This is a genomic window from Chondromyces apiculatus DSM 436 (assembly GCF_000601485.1).
In the GTDB taxonomy this organism is placed as follows: domain Bacteria; phylum Myxococcota_A; class Polyangia; order Polyangiales; family Polyangiaceae; genus Chondromyces; species Chondromyces apiculatus.
Map to the genome: position 1 here is coordinate 1 of NZ_ASRX01000095.1, position 14923 is coordinate 14923.

12 protein-coding genes are annotated in these 14923 nt (G+C 70.9%); 6 read left to right on the forward strand and 6 right to left on the reverse strand.

Features of this window, described 5'->3' with window-relative positions; genetic code table 11:
• Positions 1-234: 234 nt before the first annotated feature.
• Positions 235-1854 (reverse strand): hypothetical protein, encoded by a 1620-nt coding sequence (locus CAP_RS38685; protein WP_052376743.1) that lies wholly within the window; start codon positions 1852-1854, stop codon positions 235-237.
• An 84-nt stretch (positions 1855-1938) separates the two neighbouring features.
• On the opposite strand from CAP_RS38685, the gene CAP_RS38690 reads away from it, so the two are divergent.
• Both CAP_RS38690 and CAP_RS51475 read left to right on the forward strand, forming a co-directional pair.
• On the forward strand, positions 1939-4161 hold the full coding sequence (locus CAP_RS38690) for an ArnT family glycosyltransferase (RefSeq protein WP_231511952.1): 2223 nt from the start codon (positions 1939-1941) through the stop codon (positions 4159-4161).
• Positions 4162-4201: 40 nt separating this feature from the next.
• A complete protein-coding gene (locus CAP_RS51475) occupies positions 4202-4795 on the forward strand; it encodes an AgmX/PglI C-terminal domain-containing protein (RefSeq protein ID WP_156041527.1) in 594 nt (197 codons plus the stop codon).
• A gap of 224 nt (positions 4796-5019) precedes the next feature.
• On the opposite strand, the gene CAP_RS55415 is transcribed toward CAP_RS51475, so the two are convergent.
• Positions 5020-5151 (reverse strand): hypothetical protein, encoded by a 132-nt coding sequence (locus tag CAP_RS55415; RefSeq protein ID WP_269324998.1) that lies wholly within the window; start codon positions 5149-5151, stop codon positions 5020-5022.
• Between the two features lie 22 nt (positions 5152-5173).
• Here CAP_RS55415 and CAP_RS38700 point away from each other — a divergent pair, with 22 nt between their 5' ends.
• Positions 5174-6697: a hypothetical protein gene (locus CAP_RS38700; RefSeq protein ID WP_044250264.1), complete on the forward strand. Its 1524-nt coding sequence runs from the start codon at positions 5174-5176 to the stop codon at positions 6695-6697.
• A gap of 9 nt (positions 6698-6706) precedes the next feature.
• Here the strand turns inward: CAP_RS38700 and CAP_RS38705 are convergent, their stop codons facing one another.
• Positions 6707-8539: a glycosyltransferase family protein gene (locus CAP_RS38705; RefSeq protein WP_063748824.1), complete on the reverse strand. Its 1833-nt coding sequence runs from the start codon at positions 8537-8539 to the stop codon at positions 6707-6709.
• A gap of 153 nt (positions 8540-8692) precedes the next feature.
• Here CAP_RS38705 and CAP_RS38710 point away from each other — a divergent pair, with 153 nt between their 5' ends.
• Positions 8693-10081 carry a dihydrolipoamide acetyltransferase family protein gene (locus tag CAP_RS38710; RefSeq protein WP_044250265.1) on the forward strand — a complete coding sequence of 463 codons (1389 nt, stop codon included), beginning with the start codon at positions 8693-8695 and terminating at the stop codon, positions 10079-10081.
• Positions 10078-11352, forward strand: a complete 1275-nt coding sequence (gene glyA / locus CAP_RS38715; RefSeq protein WP_081865719.1) for a serine hydroxymethyltransferase — start codon at positions 10078-10080, stop codon at positions 11350-11352. Before CAP_RS38710 ends, glyA begins: the two co-directional genes overlap by 4 nt.
• Before the next feature lie 53 nt (positions 11353-11405).
• Here glyA and CAP_RS38720 read toward each other — a convergent pair whose 3' ends face one another.
• Positions 11406-12260 (reverse strand): hypothetical protein, encoded by an 855-nt coding sequence (locus tag CAP_RS38720; protein WP_044250298.1) that lies wholly within the window; start codon positions 12258-12260, stop codon positions 11406-11408.
• A gap of 298 nt (positions 12261-12558) precedes the next feature.
• Here CAP_RS38720 and CAP_RS38725 point away from each other — a divergent pair, with 298 nt between their 5' ends.
• Complete coding sequence (locus CAP_RS38725) at positions 12559-13197, forward strand: hypothetical protein (RefSeq protein WP_156041529.1); 639 nt, start codon at positions 12559-12561, stop codon at positions 13195-13197.
• Positions 13198-13395: 198 nt separating this feature from the next.
• On the opposite strand, the gene CAP_RS38730 is transcribed toward CAP_RS38725, so the two are convergent.
• Together CAP_RS38730 and CAP_RS38735 are read right to left on the reverse strand one after the other, a co-directional pair.
• Complete coding sequence (locus tag CAP_RS38730; RefSeq protein ID WP_063748825.1) at positions 13396-13734, reverse strand: HU family DNA-binding protein; 339 nt, start codon at positions 13732-13734, stop codon at positions 13396-13398.
• 618 nt (positions 13735-14352) lie between these two features.
• Positions 14353-14907 carry a prolyl hydroxylase family protein gene (locus tag CAP_RS38735; RefSeq protein WP_052376744.1) on the reverse strand — a complete coding sequence of 185 codons (555 nt, stop codon included), beginning with the start codon at positions 14905-14907 and terminating at the stop codon, positions 14353-14355.
• Positions 14908-14923: the final 16 nt, after the last annotated feature.

A 14923-nucleotide genomic window follows, 5' to 3' on the forward strand; every position in this document is an offset into this window, starting at 1 on the left:
GCGGCGGCTACGGTGGTGGCGGCGGCGGCGGTGGCCGCGGCGGTCGCGGCGGTGGCCGTGGTGGTCGTGGCGGCGGCGATCGTTACTGATCGCTGCTGATCGACGCGCATCGACGTTGAGCGCATCGACGTTGAGCGCATCGAGGTTGAACGAAGGCCACGCCTCCCCGGCGTGGCAGACCGCACCCCGGCCTGGAGCCGGGGTCGAGCGCTGACCGGAAGCAACGCGGACTCTTCACTCGAAGACGCCGCGTTGCTCCCCGGCTCGGCGCCTGTAAAGCCACCACGTCCCCACCCTGCTCACCTGCTCGATCGCGGGATCGGCGCGGAGCATCCGCGACGGGTCGGTGACGTTGCGGATGAGGAACCAGTCGAAGAAGGCGCCGTGCTTGCGGACGTCGAAGCGCTGAGGAGTCCACTCCCATCGCAGCGGGACGGGCGGCGGAACGACGGCACCAGGTTCGCCCGGATCGCGGTAGACGAAGGGCGGGGTACCGAGCAGCACGAAGTGGAAGCTGAGCCAGCCGCCGCGTTCGGCCTGCACCCAGGCAGGCAGGTGGACGAAGGGGGTGGTGGTGCGGGTCGAGCCCTGGTGATCGAAGATGAGGTAGAGGAGCTTCGGGGCCTGGGGGATGTCGCGGGTGATGGCGTGGAAGTCCTCGGTCGCGGCGTCGAAGCGGCGGTAATTGTCGACGACGACGCCCGTCAGGGGGATCGCGGCAGCGGCGAGGGTGAGCACGACCGAGGCGCGCAGCCAGCGCGTGGTGGGCAGGTCGGGGAAGGCGCCGAGGGCGAGGAGGAGCGCGGTCGTGGCCTCGCGGGGGTAGACGTACCACCACACGCCCATCTCCATGGGCAGGACGAGGAAGCAGCCGAGGAACACGGCGGCGCACGCGAGGGGGACCGCGGTGGCCGCGGCGGTGAAGCGGCGGGCGCGGGGCTCGACGAGGCGCGCGGGGCGAGGCTCGACGAGGCGCGCGGCGACGGTGACGCCGAGGGCGGCGAGGAGGAGCTGGCCAGCGCGGAGGAAGGCCTTCGATTCGCGGGGATCGTGGAAGCTGGAGAAGAGCGCGTCGGGGAGCTCGCGCAGGCGCTCGGGGTGGATGCGGAGGGGGCCGGTGTCGGCGCGGAGGGCGTCGGAGCGGATGAGGAGCCAGACGATGAACAGGAGGAGCGCGGGCAGGAGCGGGAGGAGGATGGGGCGGAGCCTGCCGGTTGCGGGGTACGCGAGGAGGGCGGCGCCGAGCACCGCGCAGATCGCGAAGGGGAAGCGGTAGACGTGGGTGAAGAAGAGGGCGATGAGGGTGAGCGCGAGGGCGGCGCCGCGGGCGGGGGTAGGCCTGTCGACGAGGCGGAGGGCGAGGCCCACGGCGGCGCAGAAGACGCCGAGCGCGCCGACGAAGTTGATGAAGCCCCAGTGGGTGAGGTTGCCCCAGACAACGCCGAGGCCGAGGACGCCGAGCAAAGGGCTGCGCTTCATGCCCCAGAAGAGGACCGCCATGCCCGCCGGGAGGAGCGCGAGCATGATGCCGACGGCAGCTTTGGTGGCGGTGAGGGGCGGCAGCACGAGCATGAGCGCCGCGCCGATGGCGTAGAGCGAGACGTAGGGTGAGGCGAGCGGCTGGAGGCGGAACTGCTCGCGGAAGTGGAAGTCGGGGTCGAGGTAGTGGCGGAACACGGAGGCGCCCGCGCCGTGGAGCGGGAGGTCGCTGATGGGGGGGTAGCGGCAAGCGGCGAGGGGCGCGACGATGACGTAGGCGCAAGACGCCACGACGACGAGCACGAGCGCGGCCTCAAGAGGGGCACGGCGGGCAGCGGCGTGGAGCCGGTGGAGGCGGTGGAGGCGGGAGAGCAAGGCGGCCGGAACTTACCACCATGAAGGCGAGGCGATAGGCTGCGCGTGGTGCTGCCCCCCCGCGCGACGACGCTGCCTCGAGGTGTGGACGGTCTTCCGATCGCGCCAGCGGAGGAGGTGCGGGTGGCGCGCGTCCTGGTCACGGTGGCGACCGCGTGGTTCACGCTGGTGGCCGCGTGGGAGATGTTCGGGCCGGTGCTGGCGGGGCATTACGCGTCGAGCGCGAGCGTGGGGATCATGGCGGAGAACATGCTCCGCTGGCGGATTCCGGGGCCGGTCTGGGAGTACACGGCAGCGCGGCCGACGCCCGCGATGTACTACTGCCATCACCCGTGGGGGATCTTCTGGACGACCGCGGCGTTCATGGAGGTGCTGGGGAGGTCTGACGCGGTGTGCCGGCTCCCCGCGGTGCTGCTCAGCGCGGTGACGCCGCCGCTGCTCTATGCGGTCGGTCGGAGCGCGTACCGGCCCGCGGCAGGGGCTGCGGCGGCGGTGACCTTCGTGGTGCTGCCGATCACGCTGTCGTTCGCGAGCTTCAACGCGCTCGAAGTGCCGGTGATGGCGTGGACCCTGCTCGGGGTCTGGGGGTACGTGCGCCTCGTGCAGACGTGGCGGCGGCGGTGGATCGCGGTGAGCGCGCTCGGGCTGACGCTGGGGATGCACGCGGACTGGCAGGCGTTCGTGCTCGCAGGGGGACTGCTCGGGTTCGGGGCGCTGCGGGGGTTCTTGCTCCCGGAGGGGGTGTTCGGTCGGGTGGCGTCGCGGCGGTATGGGCAGTGGTGGGTGGTCACCGCGAGCGCGGCGGTGCTCACGGGGCTGATGTATCTGGCGCTCTTCCAGCGCGCGGGGAAGCTCGTGGATCTCCTGCAGAGCTATGGGCTGCGGTCGTACGGCAACGAGGCGCCGATCCTCGCCGTGCTCGCTTCGCGCCGTTACTGGATCGAGCTGATGTTCACGCCGGTGGGGCTCGCGCTCGGGGCCGTGGGCGCGGTGGCGTGCGCGGTGCGGTTCGTGGTCCGGCGGCGGGAGATGGATGCGCTGCCGCTGCTCTTCTTGCTGATGGCCACGGTGCAGTACGTGGTGTTTCGACAGGGCGCGGATATCCACATCTTCTGGCCGCACCAGGCAGCGGCGGGTCTCGGGCTCTGCGTGGGGGCGCTCGTGGACATGGGCGCCGGGGGGGTGGCGTCCCGCGCGCGGGGAGGTCTGGCGCGCCGGGCGGGAATCGCGGCGGCCGCTGTGGCGCTGGTGCCGCTCGCGCTGATCCTGCGCGATGGGATCCCAGCGCTGGTCTACGCGCGAGAGACGGGGGGGCGCTTCAACGAGAAGGGGCTGCTCATCGATTCGGACGGGGACAAGACGGCGCTCCTGCGCTGGCTGTCGGCGCGGATTCCGCGCGATGTACCGGTGGAGCTGCACCCGGGGATGAAGAGCACCTGGGCCCAGATCTGGGCAATGGAAGGGCGGGTGGTCACCGGGGACCGGCCGGTGCCGCCAGGGGTGCCGCGGGGGGTGTACATCGCCGACACGCGGTTCATGCCCGACGCGGCGCAGGCGGAGCTGGTGCGGCGGGGCAGGGTGCTCGCGGTCGGGCCCTTCTGGGTCGTGGGGACGCCCGCGGTGATGGCGGCGATCACGCCGGAGGGGGGCGCGGCGCCGGGGGCTGTGCCGGGCGTCGAGGCGATGTCGTTCGAGGAGCGGGAGCCCTCGCTGTGGTCCTGGGTTCTGATCTCCGGGACCGAGCCGGAGCGCACCATCGTGCCCGATCCGTTCCTGACCTGGGAGCTGCGCACCCACTTCGGGCTGGCCGCGGAGCCTCCGGCGGCAGCGCCAGTCACGCTGGAGCAGCGGCGCATCGCCCACAACGCGGCGCTCGCGGCGGGGGATGCGGCGGGCGCGGCGGCCCACCTGGCGGCGATCCGGGAGATGCTCTCGCCGGTCACGGCGCACTTCGAGGACGGGACCGAGATCCTCGGGGTCTCCTTCCAGCAGGGGGTGCGACCTCTGCTCACCATGCTCGTGCAGGCAGGTGGACCGCTCGCGGCCGGGGTGAACCTGGCGGTGCGTTCGCGCGTGGTGAGGCGGGCGATGCTGTCGACCACGATGGCGGATCCGGTGGAGCGGGAGGTGGGGCTGCCCCTCCCGATCGCGCCGGAGCGCTGGCGCAAGGGGTTCCTGTACGCCGACGCGGTACCGATCCGGAAGCGGCCCGGCGCCGAGGTGTTCCGCGCCGCCCTGCGGGGGAAGGGAGCGCCGCGGCGGCAGGAGGAGGGAGGGGGGGCCGTGGAGGTGCTCCGGTTGCCGTGAGCGGTGGACGCCGAGCGGCTTTCCAGCTCATGCTGGCATCATGAGCTTTCGACGCATCGCCTTGAGTGCGCTCGTGCTGCTTCCCCTGGGGTGTGCTGCTGCGCCGTCGAGCGCGCCTCCACCTCAACCTCAACCTGTTGCGCAGGACGCCAAGGCCGAGGCTCCCGCGGCTCCCACGGCTACCGAGAGAGGCGCGCCAGGGGCGCCGCCGCCCGTGGCCGAGGGGAAGGCATCCACCGACTCCAACAAACCCGCGGATTCCTCCGCGGCGGGCAAAGCCGCTGGTACACAGCCCGGGGCAGCCGTGGTGGGTGACCGGATCGGTGGCGGCAGCCTGACCCAGGAGCAGATCCGCGACGTGGTGACCGCGCGGCCGGAGGTCTGGGACAACTGCTACATGATCGGTGCGGGCAAGTCGCGCGACTTCGTGGCCACGGTGACGGTGCGCGCGACCGTGGGGCCTTTCGGCACGGTGACGGTGGCCGATGTGGTGAGATCCACCGCGAAGAACAAGAAGGTCGACACCTGCGTGGCGGACGCCTTCAAGCAGCTCAAGTTCCCGGCGCCCAAGGGGGCCGTGACGAGCGTGATCACCTTCCCCATCCAGTTCGAGGGCACCGAGCTGGTTCAGTAGGAGCGTCGACGCCACGGCTCGCTGGTTGCCTGGATCCCTCACCGCGCTCTCGCGTCCTGGAGCATGACGATGTCGCGCTTTCCCCGTCTGCGTTCGCCGATCCTCGCTCGGCTTCTTTCCGGCGCTGCGGGGGGGCTCCTCGTCCTGAGCGCGGCCCTCCCGGGGCCCGGGTGCGGAGGGATCGTGGTGGTGGACGCGACGGATGGTGAAGGGGGCGCCGGCGGTCAGGGGGGCGCAGGCTCGCCCGTGACCTCCAGCGTGACGTCGGTGACGAGCACGACGTCAGTCACGACATCGGTGACGACGTCAGTCACGACGTCGGTGACGACGACCTCGATCACGACCTCGATCACCACCGGGCCCGATGCCGGGGGGCCCGTGGAGCGCACGCTCTACGAGCACCCGCTGGGGCAGGTCGCGGGCGGCATGAACACCCTCACCTTCAACGTCCCCGCCGACACCCTGGGCTTCGCAGTGCTCGCGGAGCCGGTGGGGGCTCCGGCGACGTTCGCGCAGCTCGGGGTGAGCACGCTGATCTCGCCGACCAATGCCTTCATCATCAGCAATTACGCTCTGCCGCCGACCGATTGGTCGTTCGCGTGGTACGGGATCACCGTCGCGGGCGTGCCGCAGAACGACGCTCCGGCAGTGATGCCCACGGTCGCTCCCGGTATCTGGTCGGTGTCCCTCGGCGATCCAACAGGGGCCAACACGCCGGGGGAGGCCACGGTCTGGATGCGCCGCACCGTCGACGGTCAGTTCCACGGCGGGTTGCTCGACGTGAACGTGTTCCTCGCGAACGGGGTGACCTCGGTGCCGTACCTGACCGAGACGCTGATCGAGGCCTACACGGATTACGCCGGGCTGCAGCTCGGCATCGTCACGTTCTATCCGCTCGCGTCGCAGTGGTCCGTCCTCGAGAGCATGGAGGACATGCTCGGCGCGCTCGAGCAGACGGCGGCCGCCACGCGCCGTCCGGCGCTGAACATCCTGGCCGTCGCTGATCTGGCCGGAGATCTGGAGGGGGCTGCGGGCGTCGCCGCCGGGATTCCGGGTCAGGGCGTGAGCCACGGGACGCACGGGAGCGGCGTGGTGATGGAGGTCTTCGGTGACTTCTTCGACTCGGTGATCATGGAGCACGAGGGGGGGCACCTCGCGGGGCTGTTCCACACGAGCGAGATCCTCCCGCCGGGCCGTGATCCGCTGGGGGATACGGCGTACTGCTCCGACGTCGAGACCCAGTTCGAGAACTGCCCCGACGCGGACAACATCATGTTCCCTTACGGGAGCTTCGAGAAGCTGCGCACGCCGATGCAGGACCGGGTGATCCGGGGCAGCACCCTGTACCGGGGCGCGTGGGCCGACGGGTATCAGGTGGAGCCGCCGCTCGACGAGCCGCTGCCCCCCCCGAACGGTCCGGCGCCGCCGCAGCCCATCGCGGTGCTGGACCTCTCCGGGCAGATGCCCACCGCGCGACGCCCGCGCCCTGCGCCGAGCCAGGCGTGGGCCGCAGGGTTGTCGCAGGGGGCGGCGGCGGTGCTCTCGGGGGTGTGGTGTCACGGGGGGCCCGCCGCGGTCGATCATCACGGGGTGCTGCAGCGCGCGGGCGGTGACGATCCGGTGCAGCTCGCGGCCATCGGCGCCGATCCGACGGCGCCCATCCAGGTGCGCAAGCGCGCCCTCGCGGCCGCCGGGCGCGTGCAGCCGCCACCCGAGGTGGTCGCGGTGCTGAGCACGATCGCAGGGAGTGAAGGGTCTCCGCTGCAGGTGCGCGTCGGCGCGCTGCGCGGGCTTCAAGCTGCAGGTGGCCCCGAGCTGGCTGCAGTGGCGCAGGGCCTGCTCCGCGGCAAGGATCCGGTCCTCTCGGAGGTCGCGCGACGCGTGCTCGCGCGGCGGCCCTGAGCCCGTCGGTTACGGCGCGTCGTCTTCCAGGTAGACGTCGAGATCCTCGAAGGTCGCGGCCAGGCGGTAGCGCTCGTCGAGGAGATCCGCCATCGCCGGGAAGCGTTCCAGCGTGTCGCGGGAGTCGATCACGTCGCCCGTGACCATCGGGAACACGTCGTGCCGCTCCACCACGATCGCGGCGGGGGGACGCGCGGCGAGGTCACGCAAGAGTGCTTCTCGCGCCTCCTCGCGGCCCCAGCTCGCGCGCTGGGGGACATTGTACAGGTACCGGGACGCGCTCGCGCGCCCGGAGAGGTCGTAGATCACCGGCTCGAAGCCCCAGACGAACACGGCGCGCTCCGGGGTGACGCGCTCGTTCAGGAACGCCGACGCGGCGCGGTTCGCCTCTGCGTTCACGTCGGCCACGGAGGCGAGCGCGTCGAGGCCCGCCTGATCGCGCATGCCGCCGGCCATCAGCGCCACGCGGCGCGCGGTGCGCTTGAGCGCGCCCTCCGCCACGTCCTTGGTCGCCGAGCGCGCGAAGCCCACCCCGAGCAAGGCGACGAGGAACACTGCCGCGAGGGCGCGGCCACGGCGTGCCACGGCGGCCCAGGCCTTCCAGAGGCCGAGCGCGGCGAGCATCCCGGTGAGCGGCCAGGTGGCGCCGTAGTGGTAGGGGAAGAACTTCGCCTGCATCACGACGCCGGCGAGGTGCATGGCCACGATGCCGCCTGCGAGCGCCACGCCGGAGCGTTCGCGTCGCTCCGGGTGGAGCGCCACGAGGCACGCGAGGCCGAGGGTCATCGGGCCCGAGTAGTTGGTCAGCCACTCCATGACGCCGTACCAGGAGAGGCCGAGGGCCGACTTGTCCTTCCAGCCCAGCGCCGTGTAGTACGGGGTGAACACGAACAGCACGCGGTGCAGGTCGGCGAGGGCGCCGCGCGCCGCGAACCAGGCCAGGCACGCTGCGATCGGCGCGGCGCCACCGAGGGCGATGAGCGCCGCCGGGCGCAGCGCTGCGGCAAGAGAAGCGATGATCTGGCGCGCTCCGAGAGGGGTGCGGGCGCGACGCTGCGCGGCGAGATCCTGCAGCGCTGGCCACCCGAGCGCCGCCGCGAGCACCGCGCCGCCTCCCGCGAGCGGTGGCTTCAGGAGCCCGGCGAACCCGAAGAGCAGGCCCGCGCCGAGGAGGCGAAAGGCGGGGAGGGGCGCGCGGGAGCTCCCCTCGCCCGCGAGAGCGCGCGGTGCTTCCGCGAAGGCGGGCGGGGGCGTGGTCAGGAGCAGCGCGACGATGGTGAGCATCCCGCCGAACGACTCGGGCTGCGCCGTGTGCCAGAAATCGAGCTGGGCGTGCACGAGCATGGTGAGCGCCGCCGCGACGATGCCGATGCGCCGGTCGCCCCACCAGCGCTCGGCGAGCTTCACCATGCACGCGCCCATGGCAATGAGCCCTGCGACCTCCAGGACCCGCACGCCCCACTGCGCAGGGCCGAAGAGCGCGCGCGACAGCATGAAGATCAGGAAGATGCCGGGGGGCTTGAAGTCGAAGGCGTCGCGGTAGGGCATGCCGCCCTCGAGCGTCGTGCGCGCCACCATCGCGTAGATGCCTTGATCCCGCCCGTATCCGAAGGTGAGGACGAGGAGCAGGCTGGCTGCGCTCAGCGCCAGCGCGCAGGTGACGAGCGCCTTGCCTCCGGGAACGTGCGGCTGCGTCTCTGTCGCGTGGCCTGCGTCCCTTTTTGCCTCGGTCGTGCGTGGCGCGCGTAGGCGGGCCGACGAAGACGCAGGGACATCGACGGTGATGTCCGTGGATGGGGGCGAGGCGGTTCCCTGAGCCGCGCTCAGCGGGGGGGTGAGCACGGCATCTTGTACACTGCCCCATGGCGGGTAAGCGACGATCTGTCGTCATGGCGCGCTGGATCTGCCCGAGCGCGTTGCTCCCCGGGGGCGAGAGGCGTATACGGGCCCACTGCCCCGCGCTGGGGTATGTGCGAGAGGAGCACTGGAGGAGCGATGATCGACGTCGTGATGCCCCAGCTCGGCGAGAGCGTGGCCGAGGGGACCGTGGCGAAGTGGCTCGTACGCGAGGGCGACTTCGTGAAGCGCGAGCAACCTCTGCTCGAGGTCGCGACCGACAAGGCGGACACCGAGATCCCCGCGCCGCAGGCGGGGCGCGTGGCCCGCATCGCGGCGGCAGAGGGCGCTGTGGTGGCCAAGGACGGTCTGCTCTGCCAGATCGACGAGACCGCCGAGCAGTCCGGAGACGCGGTCACGCCCAAGGGCGAGAGCAAGCAGGCCGCGAAGGCCGAAGAGAGCAAGCCTGCTCCGAAGGGCGAGGCGCAGGGCCAGGAGCCGAAGTCCGACGCGAAGGGCAACGAGGGCGAGGCTGCGCCAAAGGATGAGGCTGCGCCGAAGAAGGGGGAGGCTCCCGCCGAGGAGCGCTCGGTCCTCAGCACGCCGTCGACCAAGAAGCTCGCGCGCGAGTCGGGCGTCGACCTGCGCCAGGTGCAGGGCACCGGTGACCACGGCCGCATCACCCGCGACGACGTGATGCGCGCGACCACCGCGCCCGCGCCCGCTGCGCCTCCCGCGACCACGCAGACCGCAGAGCTCTCGCAGATGATCCAGGCCGGTGGCGGCTTCGTCCCGCCCATCCCCACGGTCGGCTTCGGCGCGTACAAGGTCCCGCCGTACATCCAGAAGGCCGGCGACGAGGTGGTGCCCTTCAACCGCCGGCGCCGCATCACGGCCGATCACATGGTCTTCTCGAAGGTCACCGCGCCGCACGTGGTGACCGTCGCCGAGGTCGATCTGCACGCGACCTCCAAGCTGCGCGACCAGCACAAGGACAAGTTCAAGAAGTCAGGCGTCTCGCTCACCTTCCTGGCCTTCGTGTGCGCCGCGGCGGTGAAGTCGCTCCGCGAGCACCCGGATCTCAACTCCCGGGTCCTCGACAACGCCTACGTGCGCATCCGCGCCATCAACCTCGGCGTCGCCGTCGACACCCCGGGGGGCCTCATCGTCCCGAGCATCAAGAACGCCGACGAGCTCTCCCTGCTCGGCCTCGCCCGCGGCATCGACGATGTCGCCGGCCGCGCCCGCGCTGGCAAGACCACCGCCGACGATCTCTCGGGCACCACGTTCTCGGTCTCGAACCCCGGGCTCAAGGGCAACCTCTTCGGTGGCGCCATCATCTCGCAGCCGAACGTGGGCATCCTGCGCATGGGCGAGATCAAGAAGCGGCCCGTCGTGGTCACCCGCGACGGCGAGGACTCCATCGCCATCCACCCGGTGATGTTCATGGCCCTCTCCTACGACCACCGCATCGTCGATGGCGTGCTCGCCAACTCCTTCCTCTGGCGCGTCGCCGACATCCTCGGCCGCGGGGAGTTCGAGCTGTGAGCGAGGCCAAGGCGACCATCCCCGGGCTCCGTCCCCTCGGCGAGGTGGACCCCGACATCGCTGCCCTCATCCGCAAGGAAGAGGAGTACGAGGGTCGCACCCTGCGCCTCATCGCGAGCGAGAACTACGCCTCCCGCGCGGTCCTCCAGGCGACGGGGTCGGTGCTGGCCAACAAGTACTCCGAGGGCTACCCCCACAAGCGCTACTACGAGGGGCAGGTCCACATCGACGCCGTCGAGGAGCTGGCGCGCACCCGCATCGCGGCCCTGTTCGGCGCCGAGCACGTCAACGTGCAGCCCTACTCCGGCAGCCCGGCGAACCTCGCGGTCTACCTCGCGTTCGTGAAGCCTGGCGAACCCATCATGGGCCTCGGCCTGCCCGCGGGCGGTCACCTCACCCATGGCTGGAACGTCAGCATCACGGGCAAGTTCTTCAACAGCATCCCTTACGGCGTGCGCGAGACCGATCACCGCATCGACATGGATCAGGTGCGCAAGCTCGCGCTTGAGCACCGCCCCAAGCTGATCTGGTGCGGCACCACGGCGTACCCCCGGCAGATCGACTTCCCTGCCTTCCGCGCCATCGCGGACGAGGTGGGGGCCATCCTGGCTGCGGACATCGCCCACATCGCTGGCCTCGTCGCGGGTGGCGCGCACCCGTCGCCGGTGGGCATCGCCGACGTGGTCACCTCCACCACCCACAAGACCTTCCGTGGCCCCCGCGGCGCGATGATCCTCACCAAGAAGGAGCACGCCTCGGCCATCGACCGCGCGGTCTTCCCGGGCCTCCAGGGCGGCCCTCACAACAACACCACGGCCGCCATCGCCGTCGCTGCCCGCGAGGCCTCCGAGCCCTCCTTCAAGGAATATGCGAAGCAGGTCGTCGCGAACGCGAAGACGCTCGCCGAGGCCCTCGTCGCCCGAGGGTTCCGCCTGATCACGGGCGGCACCGACAACCACCTCTTGCTCGTCGACATGACGCCCAAGAATGTCGGCGGCAAGCCCTACGCTCAGGCGCTCGAGCGCGCTGGCATCGTCGCCAACTACAACTCCATCCCCTTCGACACCCGCAAGCCCTTCGACCCTTCGGGCATCCGCCTGGGGACCCCCTCCGTCACCTCGTGCGGCATGGGCGCAGCCCAGATGGAGCAGCTCGCCGCGTGGATGGACGAGGTCGCGCAGAACCCCACCGACGAAGCACGCCTCGCGCGCATCGCCGGCGAGGTCGCCGAGGTCTGCAAGAGCTTCCCCGCCCCCGGCATCCTGCTGTGACGTGATCCTGCCGAGGGCACCCGGTTCGCCGAGGTGCCCTCGCGCTGCTGTGCCTACTTGGAGTAGAGCTGGGCCGCGGCCATGCCGGAGCCGGCGGCGGCCGTCATCACGATCTTGGCGTTGACCCCCACCGGGAGCGGCCACTTGTAGCAGCTACCTCGGCCGGCCACCGAAGCGTTCGAGCCTGTCGAGTTGTCCTGCGCCAGCGTCGGCGACATGCCCGGCACCGGCGTCAGCGCCACGAGCTGAAGGTTCAGGTCCGTCACGCCCATCCCGACGCCCACCACCGTGTAGCACTTGCCCGGCACGAGCTGGACCTGCTGCTCCAGGGTCTGGCCAGCCTGGAACTGCCCTGCGAACGGAGCGCCCTCGGCCGTCATGCCGGGCGCCTCGTTCACCGCGTAGGCCCGCAGGGGCACGGTCGCGGCCGTCGCCAGGTTGGGATCAATCGGCTGAGCCGTCCCGCCACCGGAAGTCGTCTGCCCCCCGGTCTGGGTCCCCGTCTGGCCGCCGGTTTGCCCGGGGAGAGGGAAGGGCCAGGGGAACCCGCCCGTGCTGGGCGCGGGAGTGGTCGGCTGCTGGGGGGTCGACTGCTGGGGAGCCGGCTGGGTGGGCTGCTGGGGGTAAGGCTGGGTGGTCGGCTGCTGGGGATAGGGCTGCTGGGGGTAACCCTGCTGGGGGTAGCCCTGCTGGGGATAGCCCTGCTGGGGGTAGCCTTGCTGGGGGTAGCCTTGCTGGGGGTAGCCTTGCTGGGGGTAGCCTTGCTGGGGGTAGCCCTGCTGGGGGTAGCCCTGCTGTGCCCCGTACTGCTGGGGCGTCTCGGGCTCCTGGCTCGGACAGCCGGTGAGCAGCGCCGCGGACGCGAAGAGAAGAACGACAGAGGGGATGCCAGTGGTTCGGAGCGACAAGACGACCTCCTCAAGGTTGATCGGCCGGCCCTCATCCCACCGCCTCGCGCAGCGCGCAAGGGCAGGCTGGGGGTCGGACCATGTCGGTTGGACGAAGCTGCGCCCCACCCCATGCACTCACCACCGAAAGCGCACGACATCGACGCCGGGGCGGCGCCGCCGCGTCCCACCCGTAGCTCTCAAGGCTGGTCGGGTGTATGAGCGCCCGAGCGCAGCCTGCATACCGGCACCGAGGTGGCCTCCGGATGGATGATGCGGCGGCTGGCAGCCCGCCCTTGCTGCGCCCGAGGAGACGCCGATGAACGTGAAGTGCCTGGGTGCAGTGCTGATCGCCACGACCGCCATGCTCACCGCGGGATGTGGCTCACAGCCGGAGTTCGCCACCAACGATCAGCTCCCGGCGACGAACACGACGGCCACCGTGGCGGCGCCGCAGCCGGTGGCCACGACGCCTACCGTGGCCACGGCGACGGCCACCGCGACCGTGCCGGCTGGCCCCGCCACCTGCGACGCCGTGCAGTCGCTGTCCCTGACCACCATGTTCCAGGGTCGCGCGGCGGCAGAGGCTCCCAAGATGCAGCCCGAGGGATCGCCCATCTGCGGCGTCGTCACCGAGGGGCAGACCGTCTCCGGCAACACCTTCGTGCTCCAGCCGGGCAACTGCTACACCGTGCTCGCCCAGGGCCTCCCCACCGTCACCGAGGTGGACGTGCAGCTCGAGCTCGACCTCGCCGGGGGAGGGGCCCCCGCGCTCGCGGCCCTCAACATCAAGCCCATGCTCGCCGTCGATCCCGACACCGGGCCGAGCGGCGCCATCGGGGCCAAGCAGTCTTGCTACTCCTGGCCCTTCCCCATCCCCGGTGCCGTCAAGGTGGTCGTCAAGGCCCGCCAGGGCAGCGGGCCTGTGGCAGCCCAGGTGTACAGCCGCAAGAAGTGACGCTGGGCATCCCGCCCGCCGTCATGCGTGAACGGAAGAGGCCACGGTGACGTGGCCTTTTTTGCGTGTGCCGACCCCAGCACGTCGCCGTGCAGCTCGCGTCATGGAATGAAAACGGCCACGTCACCGTGGCCGCTTTCACGCTGGAGCGGTCGGCGTTGCCCGCGTGAACCTCGGGTCGCCGCGCGCCAGAGCGTCTCAGAGCAGCGCGTCCTTGATCGCCTTGATGGGGCGGGCGCGCACCGACTTGCTCGCGGGCTTGGCCGGGAACGTCATCGGCTGCTTGGTGAAGGGGTTCACGCCCTGGCGCGCCTTGGTGGCGGGGCGCTTGACGACGCGGAACTTCGCGAAGCCGGGCAGCGTGAAGATGCCCGCCTTCTTCAGCTCACGGTGGCCGATGTCGATGAGCGACTCGATCACGTTCTTGACCTGCTTGCGGGTCAGTTCCTCGCCGTGTGCCTCGGCGATCGCCGTGATCAGACCACTCTTGCTCAACGCCTTCTTGGCGCCGCCGGCGGCGGCCTTCTTGGTAGCCATGATTGTCTCCTCTGCTCGATCAGGGCCGCGCGCAGCACCCCGCCGCACGCGACTGATCCGAACGTGCCACGCAGTCCGGAGCAAAAAAAGCGAAAACCGCGGGGGGAAACGGCGATTTTCGCGCGAGGAGGAGGACGTCGAAGCGTTCACGGACGCAGCGACCTCCCTCCGGTTGGACGTCGGACAGGCCCTTGGACGTCCTCCAGGACACTGCCGGAGCGCCCGCGCCGTCGCTCGACGTGGTCGCGCGCCGTGCGCCGAGATCGCTGAAAACCCGAGGGTTTTGCAGCACTTCGCCGCGCTTTCGGTGGCGCCCTGGGAGGAGCGAAGGTCACCGGCGATGGCTTCTCAGTAGAGGAAGAGGAGGGGGACCGGCAGCGTCACGCGGCTGGAGAGGAGAGGCAGCAGGCGCGTGATGCGAGGGCACCTCGGAGGGTTGCTCGGTGGCTGAAAATCAGCCCAAAGGGCCCCGAAAAATGTCCTTGACGACAAGCTGTGTTCACGGCGCGAGTGATCGGTTTGGAGCAGCAACGAGTTCGCCGCATGCACCCGAAATGCGCCCACGTCGAGCCCAACGTGCGCGTGTCACCTGCGCGTCACGTGCTCCGCATTCCCGTCTCAGCGGTAGAGGATGTCGGTGCGCAGCACGAACTTCTCGCCGGAGCGCACCTCGGTGGCCTCGTGGAGGATGCGGTGCTGGAAGAGGAGGGCGCGACCCGCGCGGGGGGTGATGTGCTGCGACAGCTCGGGGAAGTCCGTCTCGCCGCCCTCGAAGTCGTGGTTCAGGTAGAAGACGAGGGTCAGCAGGCTGCGCACGCCGTCCGGGAGCTCGACCACGGTGTCCCAGTGGGCGCCGTGGCGCTCGCCGGGGCCGTAGCGGTAGAGGCGGAGGCGGGGGTTGCCGGCGTGGAGGGTGTGGTCGGAGAGGCGCCTCGGGACCTCGTGGGCCACGCGGGCGAGGAGGGCGTTCGCCTCGTCGGGGTCGTCCCACATCAGCCGGGTGTTGTTGCGGACCTCAAGGTCGACCTCGGGGCCGTGGTGGCCGACGATGGGGGCGACCTCGGTGGTGCTCGCGCGGATGCGCTGGATGTAGGAGGCGCAGTCGGCCGGGGAGAGGGCGTCGTCCACGGTCCAGACGAGGCGCTGGGTGAGATCGAGGTGACCGGCGTACACGACCGGGAGGATAGCG

Bases quoted from the DNA above. Each gene is read 5' to 3' on its own strand.
- CAP_RS51475 (WP_156041527.1), top strand. From the start codon at position 4,202: ATGAGCTTTCGACGCATCGCCTTGAGTGCGCTCGTGCTGCTTCCCCTG.
- CAP_RS38725 (WP_156041529.1), top strand. From the start codon at position 12,559: ATGAACGTGAAGTGCCTGGGTGCAGTGCTGATCGCCACGACCGCCATG.
- CAP_RS38730 (WP_063748825.1), bottom strand. From the start codon at position 13,734: ATGGCTACCAAGAAGGCCGCCGCCGGCGGCGCCAAGAAGGCGTTGAGC.
- CAP_RS38710 (WP_044250265.1), top strand. From the start codon at position 8,693: ATGATCGACGTCGTGATGCCCCAGCTCGGCGAGAGCGTGGCCGAGGGG.